Origin of the sequence: Pseudomonas frederiksbergensis (assembly GCF_003732275.1) — a bacterium.
Taxonomy (GTDB): Bacteria; Pseudomonadota; Gammaproteobacteria; order Pseudomonadales; family Pseudomonadaceae; genus Aquipseudomonas; species Aquipseudomonas frederiksbergensis_H.
In genome coordinates, this window is the sequence record NZ_MOBM01000006.1 from 350503 (window position 1) to 372729 (window position 22227).

Consider the following 22227-nt stretch of genomic DNA (forward strand, 5'->3'; position numbering starts at 1 on the left):
CACCTTTAATCATTGGGCCGCTTTGCGGCGCAAATGCTAATCTCCATCCCACTTTTAGCACAGTCGTGACCGCAACCCGTCATGGGTACAGGGAAGACGACCACACTTTCAGCAACGGACATTGACGGGTACTTCATGAATAAATCAGCAGGCGTGCTTCTAGGAATTGTCGTGGCCATCGGTGCAATCAGTGCCGGCGGTGCGTGGTACACCGGCAGCAAGCTCGATGGGGTGCTGAACACCTCGATCGCCGATGCCAACAAAGAGCTGCAAGCCGCGCTGGCAGGTTCCAATGGTACGGCGTCTCTGGAGCTGGTGTCGCTGGACCGCCATGTGTTCAGCAGCACCGCGCACTACCGCCTCAAGGGCGAGGGTGAGATGTTTGGTGAAGCACCGGTCGAGTTGCTGTTCGTCGACCGCATCGAACATGGCCCGCTGCCGTTCTCGCGTCTGGTGTCGCTGAAGTGGTTGCCGGTCCTGGCCACCAGTCACTACGAGCTGGAAAAGACTCCGCTGACCGAGAAGTGGTTCGCGGCCGCCAAGGACAATTCCCCGGTCAAAGGCGTGGTCAACATCGGCTACGACAACTCCACCAAGGGCACCCTCGAATTTCTGCCGCTGGAAACAGCACTGGATGACAAGTCCAATCTGACGTTCTCCGGATTGAAACTGGACGTAGCCGCCAGCGCCCAGGCGCAAAAGGTCAAGGCTGACGGTTACATGGACAGCCTGAAGCTGACCACCGTGGCCGAAGATCAGACCCCGGTACAGGTCGAGCTCAATGGCTTGACCGTGGCCAGTAACCTGAACAAAAGCACCTACGGCTATTACGTCGGTGAAAACACCGTCGAGCTGACCAGCAGCAAGACCACCTTCGGCGCCAAACAGTCGGTACTCGGCTTCAAGAACTTTGAAATGAAGAACAAGACCGAGGAATCGGGCACCAACGCTTCGGGGCGTGCCGATTACAAGGTTGGTGAAGTGTCCTTGAACGGCAAGGTTGTCGGCTCTGCGCAGATGGCCATGAGCCTGAAAAACCTCGACATCCCGTCAACGATGTCGCTGATGCAGATCTACCAGACCAAACTGCAACCGTACGAGAAGGCCGCCGCTGAAGCTGCTGCCGCCGGTCTACCGGCGCCGGAGCTGAACCTGACCCCGGCCGAAGAGGCACAGGTCAAGACCGGCCTGGAGAAACTGCTGGCCGCCGGCCCGCAGGTGGCTCTGGAAAACCTGTCGTTCAATACCAGCAACGGCGAAAGCCGCGCCAACCTGGTGCTGGACCTGACCAAACCGCAGTCCATGGACCTGCCGCCAGACCAGTTGGTCAAGCAATTGATCGCGCTGCTGGACTTCAACGTACTGGTATCCAAGCCAATGCTGGTTGACGTGCTCACCGTGCAGTCGCAAATCGACGGCCAGACCGACGCCAAGCTCATTGCCGATCAGGCGAGTGCAACCGCCGACATGTTCGGCAGCATGGCGGTCGGCACGCAACTGGCGAAACTGGACGGCAACAACGTCGTCACCAAGCTGCACTACGCCAATAATCAGGTGGACTTCAACGGCCAGAAAATGACCCTCGAAGAATTTGTTGGCTTCGTGATGAGCAAACTCGGCGGCACTGGCAACGTCACCATCCAGTAAAACCGCAGGCTTCAGCGCAACGCCCGGCCTCTGCACCACGCAGACGCCGGGCGTTTTGCTGTCTGGGGTTTTGAAAGGAGGTGAGGGGGAAGGAGGCCCTGATGCCTGTCAGTCAAGGACATGAACACTGCAACCTCTGTGGGAGCGAGCCTGCTCGCGATAGCGGTGGGTCAGCCAACATTGATGCTGAATGTACCGCCGTCATCGCGAGCAGGCTCGCTCCCACAGGGGTTGCGATGGGCTGACTGGCACCAGAGAAGACCCGAGCGTCACGAATCTGAATAATTATTGTGTTCTGAATAGTCGACTACGCTTGCATGCAAGACTACGTCGATAAAGCTTGGCTGGGTCTTTCGACCCGGCTTTCCGCTACGAATGGGCAAGGGACATTGCGACCCGGCTGGCCATGTAAGGATGCTGACGAATGCCGTGTATTGCTGGTCCCTTTATTCATCGTGGTTTGCGCCCCTTGTTTCGCATGGCGCTGTGCGGCCAGTTGCTGTGGCCGATGCTGGCGCTCGCTGACACTCCCTACGACCAAATGGTTCGCGATGCACGGGCCGGCAACTACACGCCTGCGCTGACCGTATTGCGCCAGGTGCCGGTCAACCAGGCCACCACCGGCCAGATCAGCGATCACTTGCAGATCGCCAGCTGGGCTGGGCTGGACGCCGAAGTGGTCCAGGTCTATGAAACCCAAGGGCACAATCGGGCGCTGCCGGTTCAGGCCCTGACTGCCACCGCGCGTGCCTATCGCAACCTCAAGCGCTGGGACTCGGCGACCCAGGTATACAACAAGGCTTTGGCCCTTGAACCGCAAAATGCCGACCTGCAGCTGGGGCTGGCGATGACCCAGGCCGATGCCGGTAAACCTGACGAGGCCGTTGCCCGCGCCAGGGCGCTGGTGGCGGCGAAACCGGATGATCCTTCCCGCCGCCTGGCCCTGGCTTACGCCTTGACCCGCGCCGGTGCGACCTACGACGCATTGTTTGAATACGACCAGGCCTTCATCCGCGCTGGCAGCAAACCCGACGTCGCTCGGGAATACGTGATTGCCCTGCAACGTGCCCGCCTGCCGGAACCGGCCTTGCGCCTGGCGCGTCAGCGGCCGGGGTTGCTGGATCCGGTCACGCTGCGACGTCTTGAAGGTGATCTGGCCGCAGAACGAGTGCGGCTGGCCGAGCTGGCCACTCGCAGCGAAAAAGAACGGTATGTGATCGCCGATCGGGCTCTGGCCGATTACGACCAGTTACTGGCGACCTGGACGCCGGATCCTCAGGCCCACGATGACGTCATCCGCTGGCGAATCGATCGCATGGGCGCCCTCAAGGCCCGTGCGCGCACCGCTGATGTGATCGCCGAATACCAGAAGCTGCTCGCCGAAGGCGTGAAGATTCCGACCTACGCCCTGCGTTGGGTGGCGTCGTCCTATCTGGACCAGCGTCAGCCAGAAATCGCCACCGATTTGTATCGTCAGGTGCTGGTGGCGCCGGATGCTGATGTCGGCGACCGCCTGGAAGACAGCACCGCGCTCTATTACGCCTTGCTCGAAAGCGATAAGGCCGATGAAGCGCGTCAGGTCGCTGAAGACCTGGCCAAGACTCAGAAGCCGCGCGTCGAGCTCAAGGGCTTGCCGGTGGGCAATCCCAACGATGAATGGATGGACGCGCAGCAACTCGCCGCCCAGGCCGGCACCTACGGCGCTGATCTGCCCTCGGGCGAGCAGCGTTTGCAGGTGCTGGTGGATCAGGCCCCGGGCAACCTCGGCCTGCGTCTGGCCCAGGCCGATCTGTACCTGGCCCGGGACTGGCCACGGCGTGCCGAGAATCAGCTCAAGGAAACCGAGAGCATGGCGCCACGGGACATCGGGCTGGAAATTGCTCAGGGTCACACCGCCATGGATCTGCAGGAATGGCGGCAGCTGGATGCGCTGACCGACGATGTGGTCGCGCGCTATCCGAACAACCGTCAGGTCCAGCGTTTGCAACGTCAGCGCGCGGTTCATGACATGGCCGAGCTGCGGGTGGAGGCCTATGGCGGCAAGAGTTATGGCGGTGGCAACGGCGACGTCGGGGCGGTCAACGGCAGTCGCGATTTCGGCATCGAAACCACGCTGTACAGTCCGCCCATTGATGAAGACTGGCGCGTGTTCGCCGGCGCCGGTTACGCCACCGGCGACTTCCAGGAAGGCACTAGCCACCATCGCTTCCAGCGCGTCGGCCTCGAACGTCGGACCCGCGACATGACCCTGGAAGCGGAAGTCTCCAACCATTCCTACGGTTTCGGTGACAAACAGGGCGCGCGTCTGGCGATTGCCCGAGACATCGACGATCACTGGCAGTACGGCGGCAGCCTCGAATACCTGTCGGCGCAAACGCCGTTGCGGGCCTTGAACAGTGACATCACCGCCAACGGCGGCAGTGGTTTCATCCGTTGGCGCGCCAATGAGAGCCGTGAGTGGAAACTGGCGGTCAGCCCCTCGCACTTCAGTGACGGCAACAACCGTGTCGAAGCCTTGCTCACCGGTCGCGAGGGTGTTTATCGCGCGCCGGGGCTGCATGTCGACCTCGGCCTGGAGGTCGGCACCAGCCATAACTCCAACTCCAGCGACGTGCCGTACTTCAACCCCAAATCCGACTTCAGCGTGCTGCCAACGGTGAACGTCAACCACGTGCTCTACCACCGCTACGAAACTTCCTGGAGCCAGCAATTCCTGGCCGGTGCGGGCACCTATAGCCAGCGCGATCACGGCACCGGCGGCGTCGGCCTGCTGGGTTACGGCCAGCGCTACAGCTGGAACGACGTATTCGAGGTGGGCGGCTTGCTGAGCGTGATCAACCGGCCTTATGACGGCGACCGCGAAACCGATCTGCGCCTGCTCGTCGACCTCACTTACCGCTTCTAGAAGAGTTTGAAGATGCCTTTTATTTCGCGATTCATCCTTCTGCTCGGAGTGCTGCTGATCAGCGCCTGCGCCCAGCAAGCCCCAGCCTTCGCGCCGCCGTCCGAACGCCCGGTGTCGGCCAATGAAAAGCCTTGGCCGAAAAACCATGTGCTGGGGATTGCTTACCATGACATCGAAGACCGCGACCCCGATCAGGCGGTGGTGGCTGTGCGCACCGAGCGCATGATCGAGCAACTGGCGTGGCTACGGGAGAACAACTACAAACCGGTCACGGTCGACCAGATCATGGCGGCTCGCAAGGGTGGCCCGGAGCTGCCGCCCCGGGCGATTCTGCTGAGTTTCGACGATGGCTATTCGAGCTTCTACACCCGCGTGTTGCCAGTGCTGCGCGCCTATAATTGGCATGCCTTGCTGGCGCCGGTCGGGGTATGGATCGATACGCCGCTGAACCAGCCAGTGGATTTCGCCGGTACCCCGCGCAAGCGTTCGGACTTCCTGACCTGGGAGCAGATCCGCGAGATTTCCCGATCCGGCCTGGTGGAAATCGCCGCCCACACCGACGCCAGCCACAAAGGCGTGTTGGCCAACCCGCAAGGCAACCTGCAACCGGCGGCAGCGACCCGGCGCTATGACGCCGCTACCGGGCGCTATGAAACCGAAGCCCAATTCCAGGCCAGGATGCGCGCCGACGTGGCGGCCATCTCGGAGAAGATCCGCAAGGTCACCGGTTACAAACCGCGTGTGTGGGTCTGGCCGTATGGCACGGCGGATGGCACCTCGCTGCAAGTGATCAACGATCAGGGTTATCAGATGGCCCTGACCCTGGACGACGGCCTTGATGCCCTCGACAACCTGATGAGCAGCCCGCGCTTTTTGGTGGCTTCGGATCCGAATGGCGAACGCTTTGCCAACAGCATCGTCTCGGTGCAGACCGAATCGCTGATGCGTGTGGTGCATGTGGACCTGGACAACGTCTACGACCCGGACCCGGCCCAACAGGAAATCAACCTTGGCAAACTGATTCAGCGCATGGCCGACATGGGCGCCAATACGGTGTTCCTGCAAGCTTTCGCCGACCCCGCGGGCGATGGCCTGGTCCACTCGCTGTACTTCCCTAACCGGCACCTGCCGATGCGCGCCGATATCTTCGACCGCGTAGCCTGGCAGTTGCGCACCCGGGCTCAGGTCAAAGTCTATGCCTGGATGCCGGTGCTGAGTTTTGCCCTGGATTCGAAGTTGCCACGCGTCACTCGCTGGGACCCGAAAACCGCTACCACCTCGATCGATCCGGGCCAGTACAAGCGCTTGTCGCCATTCGATCCGAACGTGCGGCGCATCATCGGTGAAATCTACGAAGACGTGGCACGCCTGACCTCGGTCGACGGCATCCTCTATCACGATGACGCGGTGCTGTCGGACTTCGAAGACGCCGGGCCTGAAGCCCTGAAGGTCTATGCCGCCAACGGTCTGCCCGGTTCGATCGCCACCCTGCGTGCGGATCCAGCCACCCTGCAACGCTGGACGCGGTTCAAGAGCCGCTACCTGATCGATTTCACTCACGAACTGACCGCCAGGGTCCGCGCCATTCGCGGTCCGCAAGTGAAAACAGCGCGCAATATTTTCGCCGAGCCAATGCTCAACCCCGAGAGTGAAGCGTGGTTCGCGCAGAACCTCGATGACTTCCTGAGCGCCTATGACTGGACGGCGCCGATGGCCATGCCACTCATGGAAAAACAGAGCCGCCAGCAATCCGGCCCCTGGCTCGAAACGCTAGTGGCGACGGTCAAATCGCGCCCCGGCGCACTCGAGCGCACGGTGTTCGAATTGCAGGCCCGTGACTGGACGAAAAACGCCAACGCCGACATCGACGGCGAACAGTTGGCTGACTGGATGGGCCGCCTCAAGCGTCAGGGCGCCACCAGTTTCGGCTACTACCCGGACAACTTTCTCGAGAACCAGCCGGACCTGAAAACCGTACGGCCCGCGCTCTCCAACAAGTGGAATCCATAACATGCTGGACAGACTTTTAGCCCTGCTGGTTCTGGCGATCGTCCTTGGGGTTCCCCTCGGGCTGATCTTTCTGCTCACCGGGCAATTCCTGATGGACTTCGTGTTCTTTTATCCACTGTTCATGTCGGGACTGTGGATTGCTGGCGGCCTGTATTTCTGGCTGCACTGGGAGCGCCACTGGCCGTGGCAGGACGACACTTTGCCGCCACCGCTGGTCGGCGAACCGCTGATCTCGATCCTGATCCCTTGCTACAACGAAGGCGACAACGCGGCCGATACCATCCACGCGGCGCTGGCCCAGCATTACCCGAACATCGAAGTGATCGCGATCAACGACGGCTCCAAGGACAACACCGCCGCGGTGCTCGATGCACTGGCGTTGCAGGATCCGCGTCTGCGGGTGCTGCACCTGGCGGAGAACCAGGGCAAGGCCGTGGCCCTGCGCATGGGCGCCATTGCGGCGCGCAGCGAATATCTGGTGTGCATCGACGGTGATGCGCTGCTGGCGCCGAACACCGCGGCGTATCTGGTGGCGCCGATGCTCGACAATGCGCGACTGGGCGCCGTGACCGGCAACCCGCGAATCCGCACCCGTTCGACCTTGATCGGCCGTGTGCAGGTCGGCGAGTTCTCGTCGATCATCGGCCTGATCAAGCGCACCCAACGGGTGTTCGGGCGGATCTTTACCGTCTCCGGGGTGATCGTCGCCTTCCGTCGCACGGCCCTGAACCGGGTCGGCTACTGGAGCCCGGACATGATCACCGAAGACATCGACATCAGTTGGAAGCTGCAACTGGATCACTGGAGCATTTTCTACGAGCCCCGCGCGTTGTGCTGGATCCTCATGCCGGAAACCCTCGGCGGCCTGTGGAAGCAGCGTCTGCGCTGGGCCCAGGGCGGTGCCGAGGTGCTGTTCAAGAACATCCGTGGCATCTGGCAATACCGCCATCGTTACCTCTGGCCGTTGCTGTTCGAATACTGCCTGTCCACCGGCTGGGCGTTCACCTTTCTGCTGTCGGTGATTTTCTGGGGCGTCGGCAAATTCGTCGAAATGCCGCCAGCCATTGCCGTCGATCACCTGATGCCACCGGCGTTTACCGGATTGTTGTTGGCAGTAGTCTGCCTGGTGCAATTCGCGGTCAGCATCCTGATCGACCGCCGTTATGAAAAGGGCCTCGGCAAGACCATGTTCTGGGTGGTCTGGTATCCGCTGGTGTTCTGGCTTATCAGCTTGTTCACCACCCTGGTCAGCTTCCCCAAGGTACTCTTCGGCCAACATCAGAAGCGTGCGCGCTGGGTCAGCCCGGACCGGGGCATCAAGCCGCTGAATGACGATGAAGAGGAGGTCATCAAATGAAAATCATCAGAACCCGGCAGCGGCCCTTTCTGGTCGTGATCGATGTTTTTCTCACCGTGCTCGCCTGGGTCGGTCTGCTGTATTTGCTGGCGCGGGGTTTGTGGCCGTTGATCGATACCCATGACGGCCCGCGCATCGATGCGTCATTTTTCGACGCCCTCGGCACGTTGCAGATTTACCTGTGGGTGGCGTTGTTGAATGCGGTGATCCTGATCACGTGGGCGCGTTATCAACAGCGCAAAAGCAAGAGCTTCGCCCAGCGCCGTTTACCGGCGCCGGTGGTGGATGATCAGGGGCTCAGCAAAAGCTTCAAGCTGACCGGCGACCGGCTGGCGAAACTGCGCACGTCTGGCTCGATGACCATTCATAACAATCAGGATGGTGATGTCAGCCATGTCGTTACGCACTTCTTCCCGGTCGACCCGGACAAGCTGCCACTGCCTTTGGCGCCGCTTGAACATCCGTTCGTGATTCGCTTACCGGCCGAAGATGACGACAATCGAGAGCCGGTGAGCCATCTCTAGGCATATGTTCATCTGTGGCGAGGGAGCTTGCTCCCGCTGGAGGCCGAAGGACTCCCGATGCCATTAACCGCGCTGTAGCTGATAGAGCGCGGTCACCGATTTTGCGTCTGCTTCACAGACGAACGGGAGCAAGCTCCCTCGCCACTAAGTCGCGGTCAGCCAACATCCCGAATCAGCCGCCAGGCCTCATCCACCGACAGCGGCTGTTTCATCCGTTCGGCAAGCATTGCCATAACCCGTTCCTGATCGCAGGCAACGGCCGCCGCCACCACGCCGTTTTTGCCAAACAGGCCGATAAACGGTGGATGGTCAGGGTCGCCCTTGAACTCGACCTCGTCCCAAGCCTCGGCGTGTCCGAGGTAGTCGTAGTTTTTGCCGAAGTGCCAGGTCCAGAAATACGGCACGTCGAGGTAGCGCTCATCGCCGCCGAGCATATTCGCCGCCGCAATTCGCGCCTGTTGCTGGGCCAGTCGCCAATGCTCGATCCGTTGCGGCTGGCCATTGAGCGGGAAGGTCGCAATGTCGCCGACGGCCCAGAGCCCGTCGGTCACACGCATTCCGCCATCGACCTTCAATGACTGGTCTTTTTCTTTTGGCAAATCGGCAAACGGGGCCGTTGCCGGGGTGACGCCAATGCCGACCAACACCAGATCCGCCGGCAAGCGCTGACCGTTATCCAGCAGCACCGCTTCGACCTTGCCTGTGCCTTCGATCTGCGCGGCCTCGCCATCGGTATGAAACACCACGCCATTAGCCTCGTGCAGGGCACGAATCGCTTTGCCGACGGCATCGCCGAATTGCGCCTCGAACGGGATGGCATGGCGGGCCAGGACAGTGACCTCCAGGCCGTACTGACGCAGGGATGAAGCGGACTCCAGAGCAATGAAACTGTCGCCGACAATCACTGCCCGTTGACCGGGTTTGGCGGCTGAAAGAATCTGCTGCGCCTGTGCCTTCGAACGCAATACGAATACCTGCGGCAGATCGGCGCCGGGCAGCGGCAGAGACTTGGGTATGCCGCCGGTGGCGATCACGGCGCCGTCATAGCTCAACGATTGGCCATCAGACAGGCGCAGAGTCCGGTTCGGTGCATCCAGGCCCATCACATCGCTGTTTATCCGTTCAATGCGCTGTTCGCTGTAAAAACCTTCATCACGCAGTGGCGGGACTTCGTCGGGCGGCATCTCCCCGGCAATCACGAATTTGCTCAATACCGTCCGGTCGTAACCGGCCTCGGGCTCGCGGTCGATCAGCAACACCCGGCCACCGAAACCTTTCTCTCGCAGCGCCGCCGCACAAGCCGTACCTGCGGCACCGGCACCGATGATCACAAAGGTTCGCTTATCGTCCGCCGGCGGGGTGCTCGCGGTGGGCATCGGCTGGTCATCGACCCAGACCTCATCGTCGCGGATTTCAAGCGGGTAGCGTCGCAGACTGTCCAGGGACGGTGGCTCGCATAACGCGCCGTCTTCGAGCCGGTACGCTGCCTTGTGCCACGGGCAGATCAGCCGTCCTTCACACAGCGCACCCTTGGCCAAGGGTGCCCCGGCGTGGGGACATTTGCCCTGATAGGCACGCAATTGATCGCCGAACCGCAGCAAGACGATTTTCGTCTTATCGATCCGGACTTCAAGGCCACGGTCTTGGGGCACATCGGCGAAACGGGCGACGCGATGCAGTGCCATGATCGATCTCCAGACAGGTGTTTCACTTAGGAGTTTGGCGCCTTTTCCGAGGTTCAGCCAATTCCTGCTGCCACCGCACGAACGGTCCGGCTATAGTTTGCCAGCCGACCACGGCCCCACCCGCACAAGGTGCTCCGGTATGACCCGATTGACCTCTTTGAACCCTTGGCTGGCGGCCGTTGCAGTCGCCCTTTGCGTGCAGTTTCCGGCGCAGGCCCAGGAGCGTTTCACCCTCAGCATTCCCGGTGTTTCGGACAATCGCCTGTTCACGTCAGCGGCGGCCAGCGATGCCAGCGGTTGCGGCGGCAAGAACCAGTCCCCGGCCTTGAGCTGGAACGCGGGCCCCCCGGGCACCCTCAGCTATGCCATCGTCATGCACGACCCGGACGGCCAGAAGGGCTTGGGCGTCGATCACTGGATTCATTACGGCATCAAGGCCGCGACGCGTCAGATCCCGGCCGGTGTCGGCGCCAAATCCGCCCTCGAAGGCGTGGGCGGCACCAACATCAAAGGCACCACCGGTTACATTGGCCCTTGCCCGCCCATTGGCGATAGCTCTCATCACTACATCATCCAGCTTTACGCCCTGGACCTGGCGCCAGACGCCTTGCCTGCCGGTCTGACCCGCGCGCAGCTGATGGAACAGATCAAAGGCCATGTGCTGAAAAACAGCAGCGTGGTGCGGCGTTATCACCGCTAAAGATTTTTCCTGGTGAGTTAACCCGAACCTGCCGGGCTGTCCGTCTCAGAGGATGAATGAGTCAATTTCCTCCTGAGGTCAGCCCCCATGTCCCTCCCTCTGCACTACCTCCGCCCGGCCGCCCAGGGTTTCGCCGCCGGGTTATTGCTGGCCATTGCCGGTTGCGGCGCTTCATCCACGCCAGATTCTGCGACGGACGCCTCTGAGACAGACAGCCCGGCAGCGGTTGCGCCACCGGTTCAAGGTGCGCTGAAAACTGAAGCGTTGGCGCGCGAGGCGGTCATGGCAGACACCGCGCAGGCCAAGCGCAACGCGCGACCAGCACCCTCGGCCGCTTTCGCACCCATGCCGGCCGGTGAAGCTTATCCACAGGGCTATCGGGACGAGCAGCGGGAGCAATATCAGGCGCTGGCCGATAACCCGATCCACAGCGTGACTGAGGCGCCGGTCTCGACCTTCAGTGCCGATGTCGACACGGGCGCTTACGCTAACGTCCGGCGCTTGCTCAATCAGGGGCGTTTGCCTCCCGAAGGGGCGGTGCGGCTGGAAGAAATGGTCAATTACTTCCCCTACGATTACGCCTTGCCCACCGATGGCTCGCCGTTCGGCGTGACCACCGAACTGGCGCCGTCGCCCTGGAACCCGCATACCCGTTTGTTGCGGATAGGCATCAAGGCATCTGATCGCGCCGTGGCGGAGCTGGCCCCGGCGAATCTGGTGTTTCTGGTGGACGTGTCCGGCTCCATGGACCGGCGCGAAGGCTTGCCCATGGTCAAAAGCACGCTGAAATTGCTGGTCGATCAATTGCGCGAGCAGGACCGGGTTTCGCTGGTGGTATATGCCGGAGAATCTCGTGTGGTGCTGGAGCCGACTTCCGGACGGGAAAAAGCGAAAATTCGTACCGCCATCGATCAATTGACCGCAGGCGGCTCGACCGCCGGCGCATCGGGTATCGAACTGGCCTATCAAATGGCGCAACAGGCGTTTATCCCCAAAGGCATCAACCGCATCCTGCTGGCCACCGACGGTGACTTCAACGTCGGCATTAGCGACTTCGACAGCCTCAAGCAAATGGCTGTGGATAAACGCAAAACCGGCGTCTCTCTGACCACCCTGGGTTTTGGTGTGGATAACTACAATGAACACCTGATGGAGCAACTGGCCGATGCTGGCGACGGCAACTACGCCTACATCGACAATCTGCGTGAGGCGCGCAAAGTACTGGTGGATCAGCTCGGTTCGACCCTCGCAGTAGTGGCGAAAAACGTGAAGCTGCAGGTGGAGTTCAACCCGGCGCAGGTCAGCGAATATCGGCTGCTGGGCTATGAGAATCGCGCCTTGAAGCGTGAGGATTTCAGCAACGACAAAGTCGACGCCGGAGAAATCGGCGCAGGGCATACGGTGACAGCGTTGTATGAAATTGTGCCCAAGGGTGAGAAGGGCTGGCTGGAACCGCTGCGCTATGGCAATCCTGGGGCCGATGTTTCCGCAAAAACCGGAGAATTGGCGATGCTGCGAGTGCGTTATCAGTTGCCTGAAGGTGGGAGCAGTCGCTTGATCGAGCGGCCAATCTTGAGTGGTGAGGCCGGCAAACTCTCGGCAGCCAGCAATGATCTGCGCTTTGCCGCTGCCGTCGCTGCCTCTTCCCAGCAACTCAAGGACGGGCGTTATACCGGTAATTTCAGCCTCAAGGACACCGAAACCCTGGCCCGTGGCGCACGGGGTGATGATCAATTCGGCCTGCGCAGTGAATTCGTGCAATTGGTGGAGTTGGCGCAGAGCCTGCGAACCCCGACCGCTTCGAATCAACAGCCCAACGACAACCGGATAGAGTGAAAGAGGCCAGCGCTGACATGTCCGATTCTGCAATCAGCTCAGCCGCCAGCAGCGACGAATCGCTGCTGGCGCGCTACCGCTCCGGCGACGGGCCGGCGTTCGAGGTTTTGTACGCCCGTCATCGCCAGGGTCTTTATCGATTCCTTCTCGGCCTCAGCGGCAAACCCGAATTGGCCGAAGAGGTGTATCAGGAAACCTGGCTGAGCCTGATCCGCAGCACCAGTCAGCCACAAGGCCGGGCGAACTTTCGTACCTGGCTCTACCAGATTGCCCGCAACCGACTGATCGATCACTGGCGCAAACACGGAATCCACAACCCCTTGCACGACAGCTATGACGAACAATCCCATGCCCTGATCGATGACGCGGCCGACCCCGAACAACTGCTGAGCCTGAGCCGCGACGGTCAGCGCCTCGAAGCCGCCCTGCAAACTCTCCCCGCCGACCAGCGCGAAGTGTTCCTGCTGCGCGCCCACGGCGACCTCGACCTGCCGCAGATCGCCACCCTCACCGAAACACCGCTGGAAACCGTCAAGAGTCGCTTGCGCTACGCCCAGCAAAAACTGCGTCGGCTGCTGGCCGAGGAGGTACTGACATGACTGACGCCCGACAAACACCGCCATCGCCTGACGATGAAGTTCTCAAGCATTTTCGCGACCACGCAACCGGCGAACCACCGGCGCATCTCGACGCCTTCGTCTTGGCCACAGCGCACCGCGAAGCCCCACCGAAGCCGAACCTGTGGCAACGATGGCTCCGCGCCTGCCAGCAACCCCGCTGGCAAGTGGCGTTCGCCAGCCTCGTCGGCGTGGCCCTGATGCTGGCGCTGGTACAACGCACGCCGGAACAACTGCCGAGTTATGACTTCGCCCCTGCGCCCAAAGCGTCCGCCCCGGCCGCCAAACCGGAAGCCGCTGCTCGCTCCCAGGTTGCACCGACCGGCGCTTTATCTGCCCCCGCACCTGCTGCGCCCATGACGGAGTTCTCGGCACCGATGCAGCGCGAGTCGATCAATAGCGAAATGGCTGACGAAGCAAAAATCAGCAAACGCTTAGCCGCGCCGGCCAAGTCACTGGATGATCAATTACGTGAAGTGATACACCTGCAAGATACCGGTCAAACCCAAGCCGCCGAGGCGCTGCTGGCGACATTGCACAAGCGCTTCCCCAAGGAAAACCTCACCGCAAAACTCAAGGATTTGCAGAAGAAATGAGGTGAACAGCGGTCGGCAAATTTGGCATCGACACCCGAAAGCGCGCACTATCGGCCTATAGCCGATGCGTTGGAGGATGCCGTGGCACAAAAAATCGACCGCATCGCCCAAATGCTCAACTGCCCGGTGAAGGGTGAGGAATTGCGGCGGGCAGTGACTGAGAGTCGTAAGGAGTTTCTTCTGGCGAAGCAGGCAGAAGAAGCGCTTGAGGAAGACGTTCTTGATGATGAAGTGGTCGAGGACGAAGAGGATGATGATTACGACGAGTTTGACTGGACGACAGAATGAAAAAACCGCTTCGGCGACCCGTTGCCGTTCCCAACCATAACCATCCTGCTGCTCACCCCTTGCCGCATACGGCCTATCAGCAACGAGCCGTAGTAATACGTGAGTCTATTGGCGTCAGCCGTAATGACCCACGTCCGGCTATTCCTGCCGAAACACTATTTGCCGAGCTTGATGCGCTCATTGATGAGGTTGAAGCAGAGCGTAGCCGCCCTTGAAAACACTCACTTAAAAATTGCAGGCCCCGAAAAATCGGGGCCTGCAATTTTTGGGTGAGTTGCCGCTATTCTGCGGCTTGTTGCGTCGTCGACTGCGGTGGTCGCGTCAAAACTTTCACCACATCATCAATCACAGCCTTACCCATCGCCGTCAAATAGTGCGCGGCCCAAGCATGGCGGTCGGTGTCTTTTGCGTAGGCAGCATCCTCGGCAAACGATTTGGCCAGGAACAACAGGTCAGATGCCTGCGCTAACGCTTCGCTGATGGGCACACCACCATTCACTCGAAACAGCGGTTCAACAGAGCCGTAGTGGAAGGGTGTGAAGCCGATGGTTTTCAGTTCAGATTGGTCAGTCATTGTCACCTCCATTGGCGGAGGCGCGGTGGAAGCGTGATTCAATACAGCGTTGAGGGGTGAACCGAATTTCGTACGGATTTACATTGCGCATGGTCTAGCTCCTTGACGAGGAACTGCCACTTTTTCGTTACCAAGCGAATGGGTGGCAGCTGTGCGCAGGTTGGTAAACCGGGAGTCAAGGAATCCGGCACGCCCGAAGACGTCCCACGCACAGCCGCCATAACTCAAAATTGCGGGCATAAAAAAACGCCTGCAAATCTAATGGGGGCGCTGTTGCGCTCAACTCTCGGGTTACCAAGCCCGGTCGCTGAATTGGCAGCGACGGCAGAAGGGTATCGTGCAGGCTGATCTCCTGCAACCTCGGATATTGGGTGAATGGCAACGGCGATTGTCAGAGCACCAGTTGCCGCTGACTACCCAAGAACTACCCAAGAAATGTACGAAGGCCGGCACGCGTCTGACACTGACGCGTGCCGCAGTTGTAAACCTTTAGTTTACAACTGCCCCTTCAACCCGCTAACCATCGGCTTATACAGCCCGTAAATGTGACTCGGAGTTGCACTTGATGGCCTGATGACGCTCGCCCAAATCAAGAAGATTCACCTTGAGTCTCGAAACAACGTGTCTTCAGTCTTGGTCACTTCCATCCGTCCAGGCCAGATGGATCAGATTCGGGAAGCCATCTTCCAGTTGGAAGCATCAATTGGCCGTCATGCGCTTGGGGGGTGGACAGCGCTGATTAGTCAGGATTCGCGGTTGCTTTCTTTTGCGCGGTATCATAATTTCATACCATGAATAACAAACAGCTCAGCACCCTGAAAGCAGTATTCTCAAGGCCGACCCCAGCCACGCTGGAGTGGGCTCGTATCGAATCCTTGTTCGGTGCCGCTGGCGCCAAGACTATTGAAGGAAATGGGTCCCGGGTGCGCTTTGAGCTGAATGGTGTGGTCGCCACCTTTCACCGACCACACCCGGACAAAGAAGCAAAGCCCTACCAGGTTCGTGATGCTCGGGCTTTCCTTGAACAAGCAGGAGTCACCCCATGAGCGTAATGAATTACAAAGGCTATGCCGCCCGAATTGAATACAGCGAGGAAGATGGCCTGTTTGTCGGCCATATTGCTGGTACCAGAGATATTGTTGGGTTTCATGGCGAGTCAGTACAGGAGCTTCGAGATGCATTTGAAGAGGCCGTCACTGATTATCTGGAGACTTGCGCCAAGCTCGGGCGCACACCGCAGAAGCCCTATTCTGGCCACCTCAGTCTGCGTTTAGCGCCCGCACTCCACGCAACTGTCGCCGTAAAAGCGCAGCTAGCCCACAAGAGTATCAATCAGTGGGTAGCTGACGTTCTTGATCGTGAGGTGCATGCCTGACCACTGCCATTGCACCTTCCTGATAAAAAGCCAGGAGGTGTAAACCTTATTCAGGACGAGACAACACCCACAAAAAAGCCCCAGACCCTAAGATCTGAGGCTTTTTCATTTCTGCGTATGGTGCACCAGGCGGGATTCGAACCCACGACCCCTGCCTTCGGAGGGCAGTACTCTATCCAGCTGAGCTACTGGTGCAATGCGGGCGCCATGATACTCATATGCACTGCGGGCGTCCATGCTGCTGAAGCGTCTGTGCTTTTCGAAAGCGTAACCTGCGTTTGCTACGCTGATCTGAAAAAATAGGCAAATGCGGCGTTTTCGTTCTTTTTTTCGAACAGCCTATTGTCCTTTACCCCCTTTGATCCTAGGATTCGTTTGAGATTTCAAACGCTCTTGTCTGGGTGCTGAACCGCACGAGTTCGATTTGTGCGCTATTTATGTGCTTCAGCCCGGTGAATGATTTCCCTGACGGCAGCCTATAAGGCGCCTTTCTACAATCATAATTCGCTCCGCGCGTGCCGCGGTGCTGTTAAGGAAAGCCGACATGCAGCTTAAAGACACCCAGTTGTTCCGCCAGCAAGCCTTTATCGATGGCGCTTGGGTCGATGCGGACAACGGTCAGACGATCAAGGTCAACAACCCGGCAACAGGCGAAATTCTGGGCACCGTGCCGAAAATGGGCGCTGCCGAAACCCGTCGTGCGATCGAAGCCGCGGACAAAGCGCTGCCGGCCTGGCGTGCGCTGACCGCCAAGGATCGTGCGAACAAGCTGCGTCGCTGGTTCGAGCTGATTATCGAGAACCAGGACGACCTGGCTCGCCTGATGACTCTGGAGCAGGGCAAGCCATTGGCTGAAGCCAAAGGCGAGATCGTTTACGCCGCTTCCTTTATCGAGTGGTTCGCCGAAGAAGCCAAGCGCGTTTACGGTGACGTGATTCCGGGCCACCAGCCAGACAAGCGTCTGATCGTGATCAAGCAGCCGATCGGCGTGACCGCAGCGATTACCCCGTGGAACTTCCCGGCCGCGATGATCACCCGTAAAGCCGGCCCGGCCCTGGCAGCCGGTTGCACCATGGTGCTCAAGCCTGCTTCGCAAACGCCTTTCTCGGCTTTCGCTCTGGCTGAACTGGCCCAGCGTGCCGGTATTCCGAACGGTGTGTTCAGTGTTGTGTCCGGCAGCGCCGGCGACATCGGCAGTGAGCTGACCAGCAACCCGATCGTGCGCAAACTGTCCTTCACCGGCTCGACTGAAATCGGTCGTCAGTTGATGGCCGAATGCGCCAAGGACATCAAGAAAATCTCCCTGGAACTGGGCGGTAACGCGCCGTTCATCGTGTTCGACGACGCGGACCTGGATAAGGCCGTCGAAGGCGCGATCATTTCCAAGTACCGCAACAACGGCCAGACCTGCGTCTGCGCCAACCGCCTGTACATTCAATACTCGGTCTACGATGCGTTCGCCGAAAAACTGAAAGTGGCCGTGGCCAAACTCAAGATCGGTAACGGTCTGGAAGATGGCACCACCACTGGCCCGCTGATCGACGAAAAAGCCGTGGCCAAGGTTCAAGAGCACATTGCTGACGCCGTCGGCAAAGGCGCTACCGTGCTGTCCGGTGGCAAGGTGATGCAAGGCAACTTCTTCGAGCCGACCATCCTGACCAACGTGCCGAACAACGCTGCCGTGGCCAAGGAAGAAACCTTCGGTCCATTGGCGCCACTGTTCCGCTTCAAAGATGAAGCTGACGTGATCGCGATGTCCAACGACACCGAGTTCGGTCTGGCCTCGTACTTCTATGCTCGCGACCTGGGCCGTGTGTTCCGTGTGGCTGAAGCCCTGGAATACGGCATGGTCGGTGTCAACACCGGGTTGATCTCCAACGAAGTCGCGCCGTTTGGCGGCATCAAGGCGTCGGGCCTGGGCCGTGAAGGCTCCAAGTACGGCATCGAAGATTACCTGGAAATCAAATACCTCTGCCTGGGTATCTAAGCTCGGAAAACATAAGCAGGCATTGCTTCAAGCGCAAAGGGCACGAGAGCGCTGTCCCTTTGCGCCGCTTCAAACGGAATTTTCTCTGTGGCCGGGAAAGCTGTGGCAGTCGATCATCGCATGCTGCCGTAGTTGCCTCCCCGCCGCATTTTCCTTGAACCACGCCGCCCGATGAGCGGTGAATGAGGACACTATGAGCAAGACTAACGCATCCCTGATGAAACGCCGCGAAGCCGCTGTACCGCGCGGTGTTGGCCAGATTCACCCGATCTTCGCCGAGTCCGCGAAGAACGCCACCGTGACCGACGTTGAAGGTCGCGAGTTCATCGACTTCGCCGGCGGTATCGCTGTGCTGAACACCGGTCACGTGCATCCGAAAATCATCGCTGCCGTGACCGAACAGCTGAACAAGCTGACCCACACCTGCTTCCAGGTACTGGCCTACGAGCCGTACGTAGAAGTGTGCGAAAAAATCAACGCCAAGGTGCCGGGTGATTTCGCCAAGAAAACCCTGCTGGTGACCACCGGCTCCGAAGCCGTGGAAAACTCCATCAAGATCGCCCGCGCCGCCACTGGCCGTGCCGGTGTGATCGCGTTTACCGGCGCTTACCACGGTCGCACCATGATGACCCTGGGCCTGACCGGTAAAGTCGTGCCTTACTCGGCCGGCATGGGCCTGATGCCAGGCGGCATCTTCCGCGCGCTGTACCCGAACGAATTGCACGGTGTGAGCATCGACGATTCGATCGCCAGCATCGAACGCATTTTCAAGAACGACGCCGAGCCGCGTGACATCGCTGCCATCATCATCGAGCCGGTTCAGGGCGAAGGTGGTTTCTACGTCGCGCCTAAAGAATTCATGAAGCGTCTGCGCGCTCTGTGCGACCAGCACGGTATCCTGCTGATCGCTGACGAAGTACAAACTGGCGCTGGTCGTACCGGTACTTTCTTCGCCATGGAACAGATGGGCGTTGCTGCCGACCTGACCACCTTCGCCAAATCCATCGCTGGCGGCTTCCCGTTGGCCGGTGTTTGCGGCAAGGCCGAATACATGGACGCTATCGCTCCAGGCGGCCTGGGCGGCACTTATGCCGGTAGCCCGATCGCTTGCGCCGCGGCCCTGGCCGTGATGGAAGTGTTCGAAGAAGAGCACCTGCTGGATCGCTGCAAAGCGGTCGGCGAGCGTCTGGTGACTGGCCTGAAGGCCATCCAGGCCAAGTACCCGGTCATCGGTGAAGTGCGTGCCCTGGGCGCGATGATCGCGGTCGAGCTGTTCGTCGACGGCGACAGCCACAAGCCGAACGCTGCTGCCGTGGCATCGGTTGTGGCCAAGGCGCGCGACAAGGGCCTGATCCTGCTGTCGTGCGGCACCTATGGCAACGTTCTGCGTGTACTGGTACCGCTGACCTCGCCGGACGAGCAACTGGACAAAGGCCTGGCGATCATCGAAGAGTGCTTCGCCGAGCTCTGATTGATTTGTGACCTGATCGACAAAAAACCCGCTTCGGCGGGTTTTTTTATGCCGCTTGAAACCATCAGGGGCAATTGAGCTGTATCGAATGGCCATCATTGACTAAGGTGCAAGCATTGCCGTTGGAGTGTGCGATGACTGCTGTGGTGTTACCCGCTGTACCGCGTGTGCTGATTGCCGAGGCCGACCCTTGGTCTCGCGATCTGCTCAAGCAGGTGTTGTTGAATGTGCGCTGCGACGCACGGTTGGACCTGTGTGCCGATGGCCAGGAGACACTGCACCTGTTGGCAGAAAATCCTTACGATCTGGTGATCGTCGACTGGGAGTTGCCCGGTGTCGATGGCCTGAACATCTTGCGCAGTGTCCGTCAGCGCAAACGTAATCCGCCGCTGCCCTTCATCCTGATGAGCAGCCGCAACGACAGCGCCAGCGTGCGCGAAGTTTTGCCCTTGGCGCCGACGGCGTACCTGACCAAACCCTTGAACATGGAAAGCCTGACCCAGCGCCTGCAGGATTTGTTGCTGAACGCCGGTGAAGAGGTGTCCTGCGAGGCGCCCTCACTGGTGCCGGGCATGACCTTGTCGGTGTACCTGGAGCGGCGGCGCGAACTGGCGGACGGCGCACCGTTGATGACCGACGTGCAGGTGGCGATCAAACGTAGCCTCAATCCCGATGGCCTCGATCTGACGCTGCTGGAGGACGAGATCCGCACCGACCCGCAAATCACCGCCGTTCTGATCGCCGCCGCCAACAGCGCGGCCCAGCATCATGGCATCGCTGTGCAAACCCTCGCCCAGGCGCTGCATCGCTTGGGTACCGGGCAAAGCATGAACCTGATTCTGGGCCTCACCCTCAAGCGCAGTGCCCGGCTCAGCGATCCGCAGTTGGCGGACTATGCCGAGCGTTATTGGGAGTTGTCGCTGCACACCGCCGAATATGCGCGGACGCTGGCGCGCTTGCTGGATCTGGATCAGGCGCGCTGTTATTGCGCGGGCATGCTGCATCGTCTCGGCGACCTGGCCTTGCTGCGCTGTTTGCAGGAGTGGAAGCAGGCCGGCGGTGAGCTGGATGAATGGGAGGAGGTCGGCGATGCCTTGGCCGAATTCGGCGCGGCCTACGGTTCGGCGCTACGGACCCGCTGGCGCCTGCCCCTGGAGCTGCGAGAGCTGATTGCGGCGGTTTACCAGCTCGGTGGCGGGGTTTATTCCCGCGAGGCGCTGGTGATGAGCATGGCCGCGCAATTGGCTCGCCTGACCGAGCATGAGGGGATCGAAGCGTTGTCCAAGAGCCGCGCAGCGCGATTGCTCAAGATCGGATTGCCGGAACTGATGCGTTTGCGCAAGAAGTGAATCTGACACCAAACCCTGTGGGAGCGAGCCTGCTCGCGATAGCGGTTGATCAGCCGACATCAATGTTGAATGTCAGAACCTCATCGCGAGCAGGCTCGCTCCCACATTGGTTTGGTGTTGAACCGGAATCTGGGTTCAGCCAGAAATAATCCGGTTCTTGCCCTGGCGCTTGGCCTGGTACATCGCCGCATCGGCGCGGGCGAACAGGGTGTCGATGCTTTCATCCTCGTGCGTAAGGCTGCTCAGGCCCTGGCTGACGGTGATGCCGAAGGTCTGGTCGGCATGGCTGAAGCTCAACCGCTGAATTTCCCGTTGCAGGCGCTCGGCCACTTGCATGGCCATGTCCGGTGCGCAGCCGGGGAACACCGCTGCGAATTCCTCACCGCCGATCCGTCCGAACAGATCACCACGCCGCAGCGCCGCGCGACCGCTCTCGGCGATACGTTGCAGCACCTTATCGCCTTCCTGATGACCGTAGGTGTCGTTGACCACTTTGAAGTCATCGATGTCCAGCAACAGGAACGCCATCGGCGCACCATTCAACCGCGCCTGCTCGAATTCGTGATTCGCGCATTCGAAGAAGTGTCGGCGATTGCTGCTTTGGGTCAACACATCGGTGCTGGCCAGGCGTTGCAGCTCGGCTTCCATCTGCTTTTTCTCGGTGATGTCTTCGGCAATGCCGACGATGATCACCGGTTGGTCCGGCTCGGCCTGACGGTTGATGAAGCACTTGTCGCTGAGCCAGCGCACCTGGCCGTCGGCGGCGATGATGCGGTATTCGCGATCTTCGACGGCGCCTTTGACCAGCACTTGGGCGAGGCTGCGCTCGGCGTAGTCCAGATCGTCGGGATAGACGCTGTCGCGCCAGTGGTTGAAGTCGGACAGCAACAGGCCGGCGGGGCGGCCGAAAATCCGGTCATAGGCCGGGCTGACGTAGAGCACCTGACGGGTTTCCCAGTTGAATGCCCAAAGCACGGCGTTGACGCTGACCAGCAGCGAGCTGAACAGCTGTTCGCGTTCGCTCAGGCGTGCCACTTCACCCTGGGCATGCATCAGCGCCATCAGTGTTTGCGCGGCCTCGGGCCACTGCGGAAGGGATGTGTCTTGTAGGCTTTTATTAACCATCGGCACAAATCTCAAAGGGCGTGCCGCTATGTCGACAGCGGCCGAGAACAAAGCCCGCCTGGATGGCGAAGTGTCTTTGAGATAGGGGATTTGGAGCGAAGTTCCCACTTGGGGGGAAGGGTCCCGCTGGGCGGTATGGCTGCTTGAATTGACGACGCGTTTTTATGGGTAAAACGCGTCG

19 protein-coding genes and 1 tRNA gene are annotated in these 22227 nt (G+C 60.1%); 16 read left to right on the forward strand and 4 right to left on the reverse strand.

What is annotated here, in order from left to right; translation table 11 throughout:
• Nucleotides 1-135: 135 nt before the first annotated feature.
• The 5 genes from BK662_RS05370 (at nucleotide 136) to pgaD (ending at nucleotide 8443) form a co-directional block, all read left to right on the forward strand.
• A complete protein-coding gene (locus tag BK662_RS05370; protein ID WP_123357224.1) occupies nucleotides 136-1647 on the forward strand; it encodes a YdgA family protein in 1512 nt (503 codons plus the stop codon).
• Nucleotides 1648-2071: 424 nt separating this feature from the next.
• Nucleotides 2072-4552: a poly-beta-1,6 N-acetyl-D-glucosamine export porin PgaA gene (gene pgaA, locus BK662_RS05375; protein ID WP_123357225.1), complete on the forward strand. Its 2481-nt coding sequence runs from the start codon at nucleotides 2072-2074 to the stop codon at nucleotides 4550-4552.
• Nucleotides 4553-4564: 12 nt separating this feature from the next.
• The gene (gene pgaB, locus BK662_RS05380; protein WP_123357226.1) at nucleotides 4565-6562 is read left to right on the forward strand and encodes a poly-beta-1,6-N-acetyl-D-glucosamine N-deacetylase PgaB; all 1998 of its coding nucleotides are present in this window, start codon (nucleotides 4565-4567) and stop codon (nucleotides 6560-6562) included.
• Nucleotide 6563: 1 nt separating this feature from the next.
• Nucleotides 6564-7919, forward strand: a complete 1356-nt coding sequence (gene pgaC / locus BK662_RS05385) for a poly-beta-1,6-N-acetyl-D-glucosamine synthase (protein ID WP_123357227.1) — start codon at nucleotides 6564-6566, stop codon at nucleotides 7917-7919.
• On the forward strand, nucleotides 7916-8443 hold the full coding sequence (pgaD, locus tag BK662_RS05390) for a poly-beta-1,6-N-acetyl-D-glucosamine biosynthesis protein PgaD (RefSeq protein WP_123357228.1): 528 nt from the start codon (nucleotides 7916-7918) through the stop codon (nucleotides 8441-8443). Before pgaC ends, pgaD begins: the two co-directional genes overlap by 4 nt.
• A gap of 155 nt (nucleotides 8444-8598) precedes the next feature.
• On the opposite strand, the gene BK662_RS05395 is transcribed toward pgaD, so the two are convergent.
• Complete coding sequence (locus BK662_RS05395) at nucleotides 8599-10128, reverse strand: FAD-dependent oxidoreductase (RefSeq protein WP_123357229.1); 1530 nt, start codon at nucleotides 10126-10128, stop codon at nucleotides 8599-8601.
• 139 nt (nucleotides 10129-10267) lie between these two features.
• Between BK662_RS05395 and BK662_RS05400 the strand changes: the two genes are divergently transcribed.
• The 6 genes from BK662_RS05400 to BK662_RS05425 all read left to right on the forward strand — a co-directional run bounded on the left by BK662_RS05400 (nucleotide 10268) and on the right by BK662_RS05425 (nucleotide 14380).
• Nucleotides 10268-10828, forward strand: a complete 561-nt coding sequence (locus BK662_RS05400; RefSeq protein ID WP_123357230.1) for a YbhB/YbcL family Raf kinase inhibitor-like protein — start codon at nucleotides 10268-10270, stop codon at nucleotides 10826-10828.
• Nucleotides 10829-10915: 87 nt separating this feature from the next.
• Entirely contained in the window at nucleotides 10916-12664 is a 1749-nt protein-coding gene (locus BK662_RS05405; RefSeq protein ID WP_123357231.1) for a vWA domain-containing protein, read from the forward strand.
• A gap of 17 nt (nucleotides 12665-12681) precedes the next feature.
• Nucleotides 12682-13263, forward strand: coding sequence for an RNA polymerase sigma factor (locus BK662_RS05410; RefSeq protein WP_123357232.1), 582 nt, complete (start codon nucleotides 12682-12684; stop codon nucleotides 13261-13263).
• A complete protein-coding gene (locus tag BK662_RS05415) occupies nucleotides 13260-13877 on the forward strand; it encodes a hypothetical protein (protein WP_123357233.1) in 618 nt (205 codons plus the stop codon). The genes BK662_RS05410 and BK662_RS05415 overlap by 4 nt, the downstream gene beginning before the upstream one ends.
• A gap of 21 nt (nucleotides 13878-13898) precedes the next feature.
• Nucleotides 13899-14165: a hypothetical protein gene (locus BK662_RS05420; RefSeq protein WP_207189013.1), complete on the forward strand. Its 267-nt coding sequence runs from the start codon at nucleotides 13899-13901 to the stop codon at nucleotides 14163-14165.
• A complete protein-coding gene (locus BK662_RS05425; RefSeq protein ID WP_259695879.1) occupies nucleotides 14162-14380 on the forward strand; it encodes a hypothetical protein in 219 nt (72 codons plus the stop codon). The genes BK662_RS05420 and BK662_RS05425 overlap by 4 nt, the downstream gene beginning before the upstream one ends.
• A 65-nt stretch (nucleotides 14381-14445) precedes the next feature.
• On the opposite strand, the gene BK662_RS05430 is transcribed toward BK662_RS05425, so the two are convergent.
• On the reverse strand, nucleotides 14446-14739 hold the full coding sequence (locus tag BK662_RS05430) for a DUF3077 domain-containing protein (protein WP_123357235.1): 294 nt from the start codon (nucleotides 14737-14739) through the stop codon (nucleotides 14446-14448).
• A gap of 791 nt (nucleotides 14740-15530) precedes the next feature.
• On the opposite strand from BK662_RS05430, the gene BK662_RS05445 reads away from it, so the two are divergent.
• Together BK662_RS05445 and BK662_RS05450 are read left to right on the forward strand one after the other, a co-directional pair.
• Nucleotides 15531-15785: a type II toxin-antitoxin system HicA family toxin gene (locus tag BK662_RS05445; protein ID WP_123357237.1), complete on the forward strand. Its 255-nt coding sequence runs from the start codon at nucleotides 15531-15533 to the stop codon at nucleotides 15783-15785.
• Nucleotides 15782-16114 carry a type II toxin-antitoxin system HicB family antitoxin gene (locus BK662_RS05450; RefSeq protein ID WP_123357238.1) on the forward strand — a complete coding sequence of 111 codons (333 nt, stop codon included), beginning with the start codon at nucleotides 15782-15784 and terminating at the stop codon, nucleotides 16112-16114. The genes BK662_RS05445 and BK662_RS05450 overlap by 4 nt, the downstream gene beginning before the upstream one ends.
• Before the next feature lie 118 nt (nucleotides 16115-16232).
• On the opposite strand, the gene BK662_RS05455 is transcribed toward BK662_RS05450, so the two are convergent.
• Nucleotides 16233-16309: transfer RNA gene (locus BK662_RS05455), tRNA-Arg, on the reverse strand.
• 349 nt (nucleotides 16310-16658) lie between these two features.
• On the opposite strand from BK662_RS05455, the gene gabD reads away from it, so the two are divergent.
• The 3 genes from gabD to BK662_RS05470 all read left to right on the forward strand — a co-directional run bounded on the left by gabD (nucleotide 16659) and on the right by BK662_RS05470 (nucleotide 20921).
• Nucleotides 16659-18101, forward strand: a complete 1443-nt coding sequence (gene gabD, locus BK662_RS05460; protein WP_123357239.1) for an NADP-dependent succinate-semialdehyde dehydrogenase — start codon at nucleotides 16659-16661, stop codon at nucleotides 18099-18101.
• A gap of 193 nt (nucleotides 18102-18294) precedes the next feature.
• The gene (gabT, locus tag BK662_RS05465) at nucleotides 18295-19572 is read left to right on the forward strand and encodes a 4-aminobutyrate--2-oxoglutarate transaminase (RefSeq protein ID WP_008068635.1); all 1278 of its coding nucleotides are present in this window, start codon (nucleotides 18295-18297) and stop codon (nucleotides 19570-19572) included.
• Nucleotides 19573-19706: 134 nt separating this feature from the next.
• Nucleotides 19707-20921 carry a response regulator gene (locus tag BK662_RS05470; RefSeq protein ID WP_123357240.1) on the forward strand — a complete coding sequence of 405 codons (1215 nt, stop codon included), beginning with the start codon at nucleotides 19707-19709 and terminating at the stop codon, nucleotides 20919-20921.
• A 135-nt stretch (nucleotides 20922-21056) separates the two neighbouring features.
• Here the strand turns inward: BK662_RS05470 and BK662_RS05475 are convergent, their stop codons facing one another.
• The gene (locus BK662_RS05475) at nucleotides 21057-22046 is read right to left on the reverse strand and encodes a GGDEF domain-containing protein (RefSeq protein WP_123357241.1); all 990 of its coding nucleotides are present in this window, start codon (nucleotides 22044-22046) and stop codon (nucleotides 21057-21059) included.
• Between the last annotated feature and the right edge of the window lie 181 nt (nucleotides 22047-22227).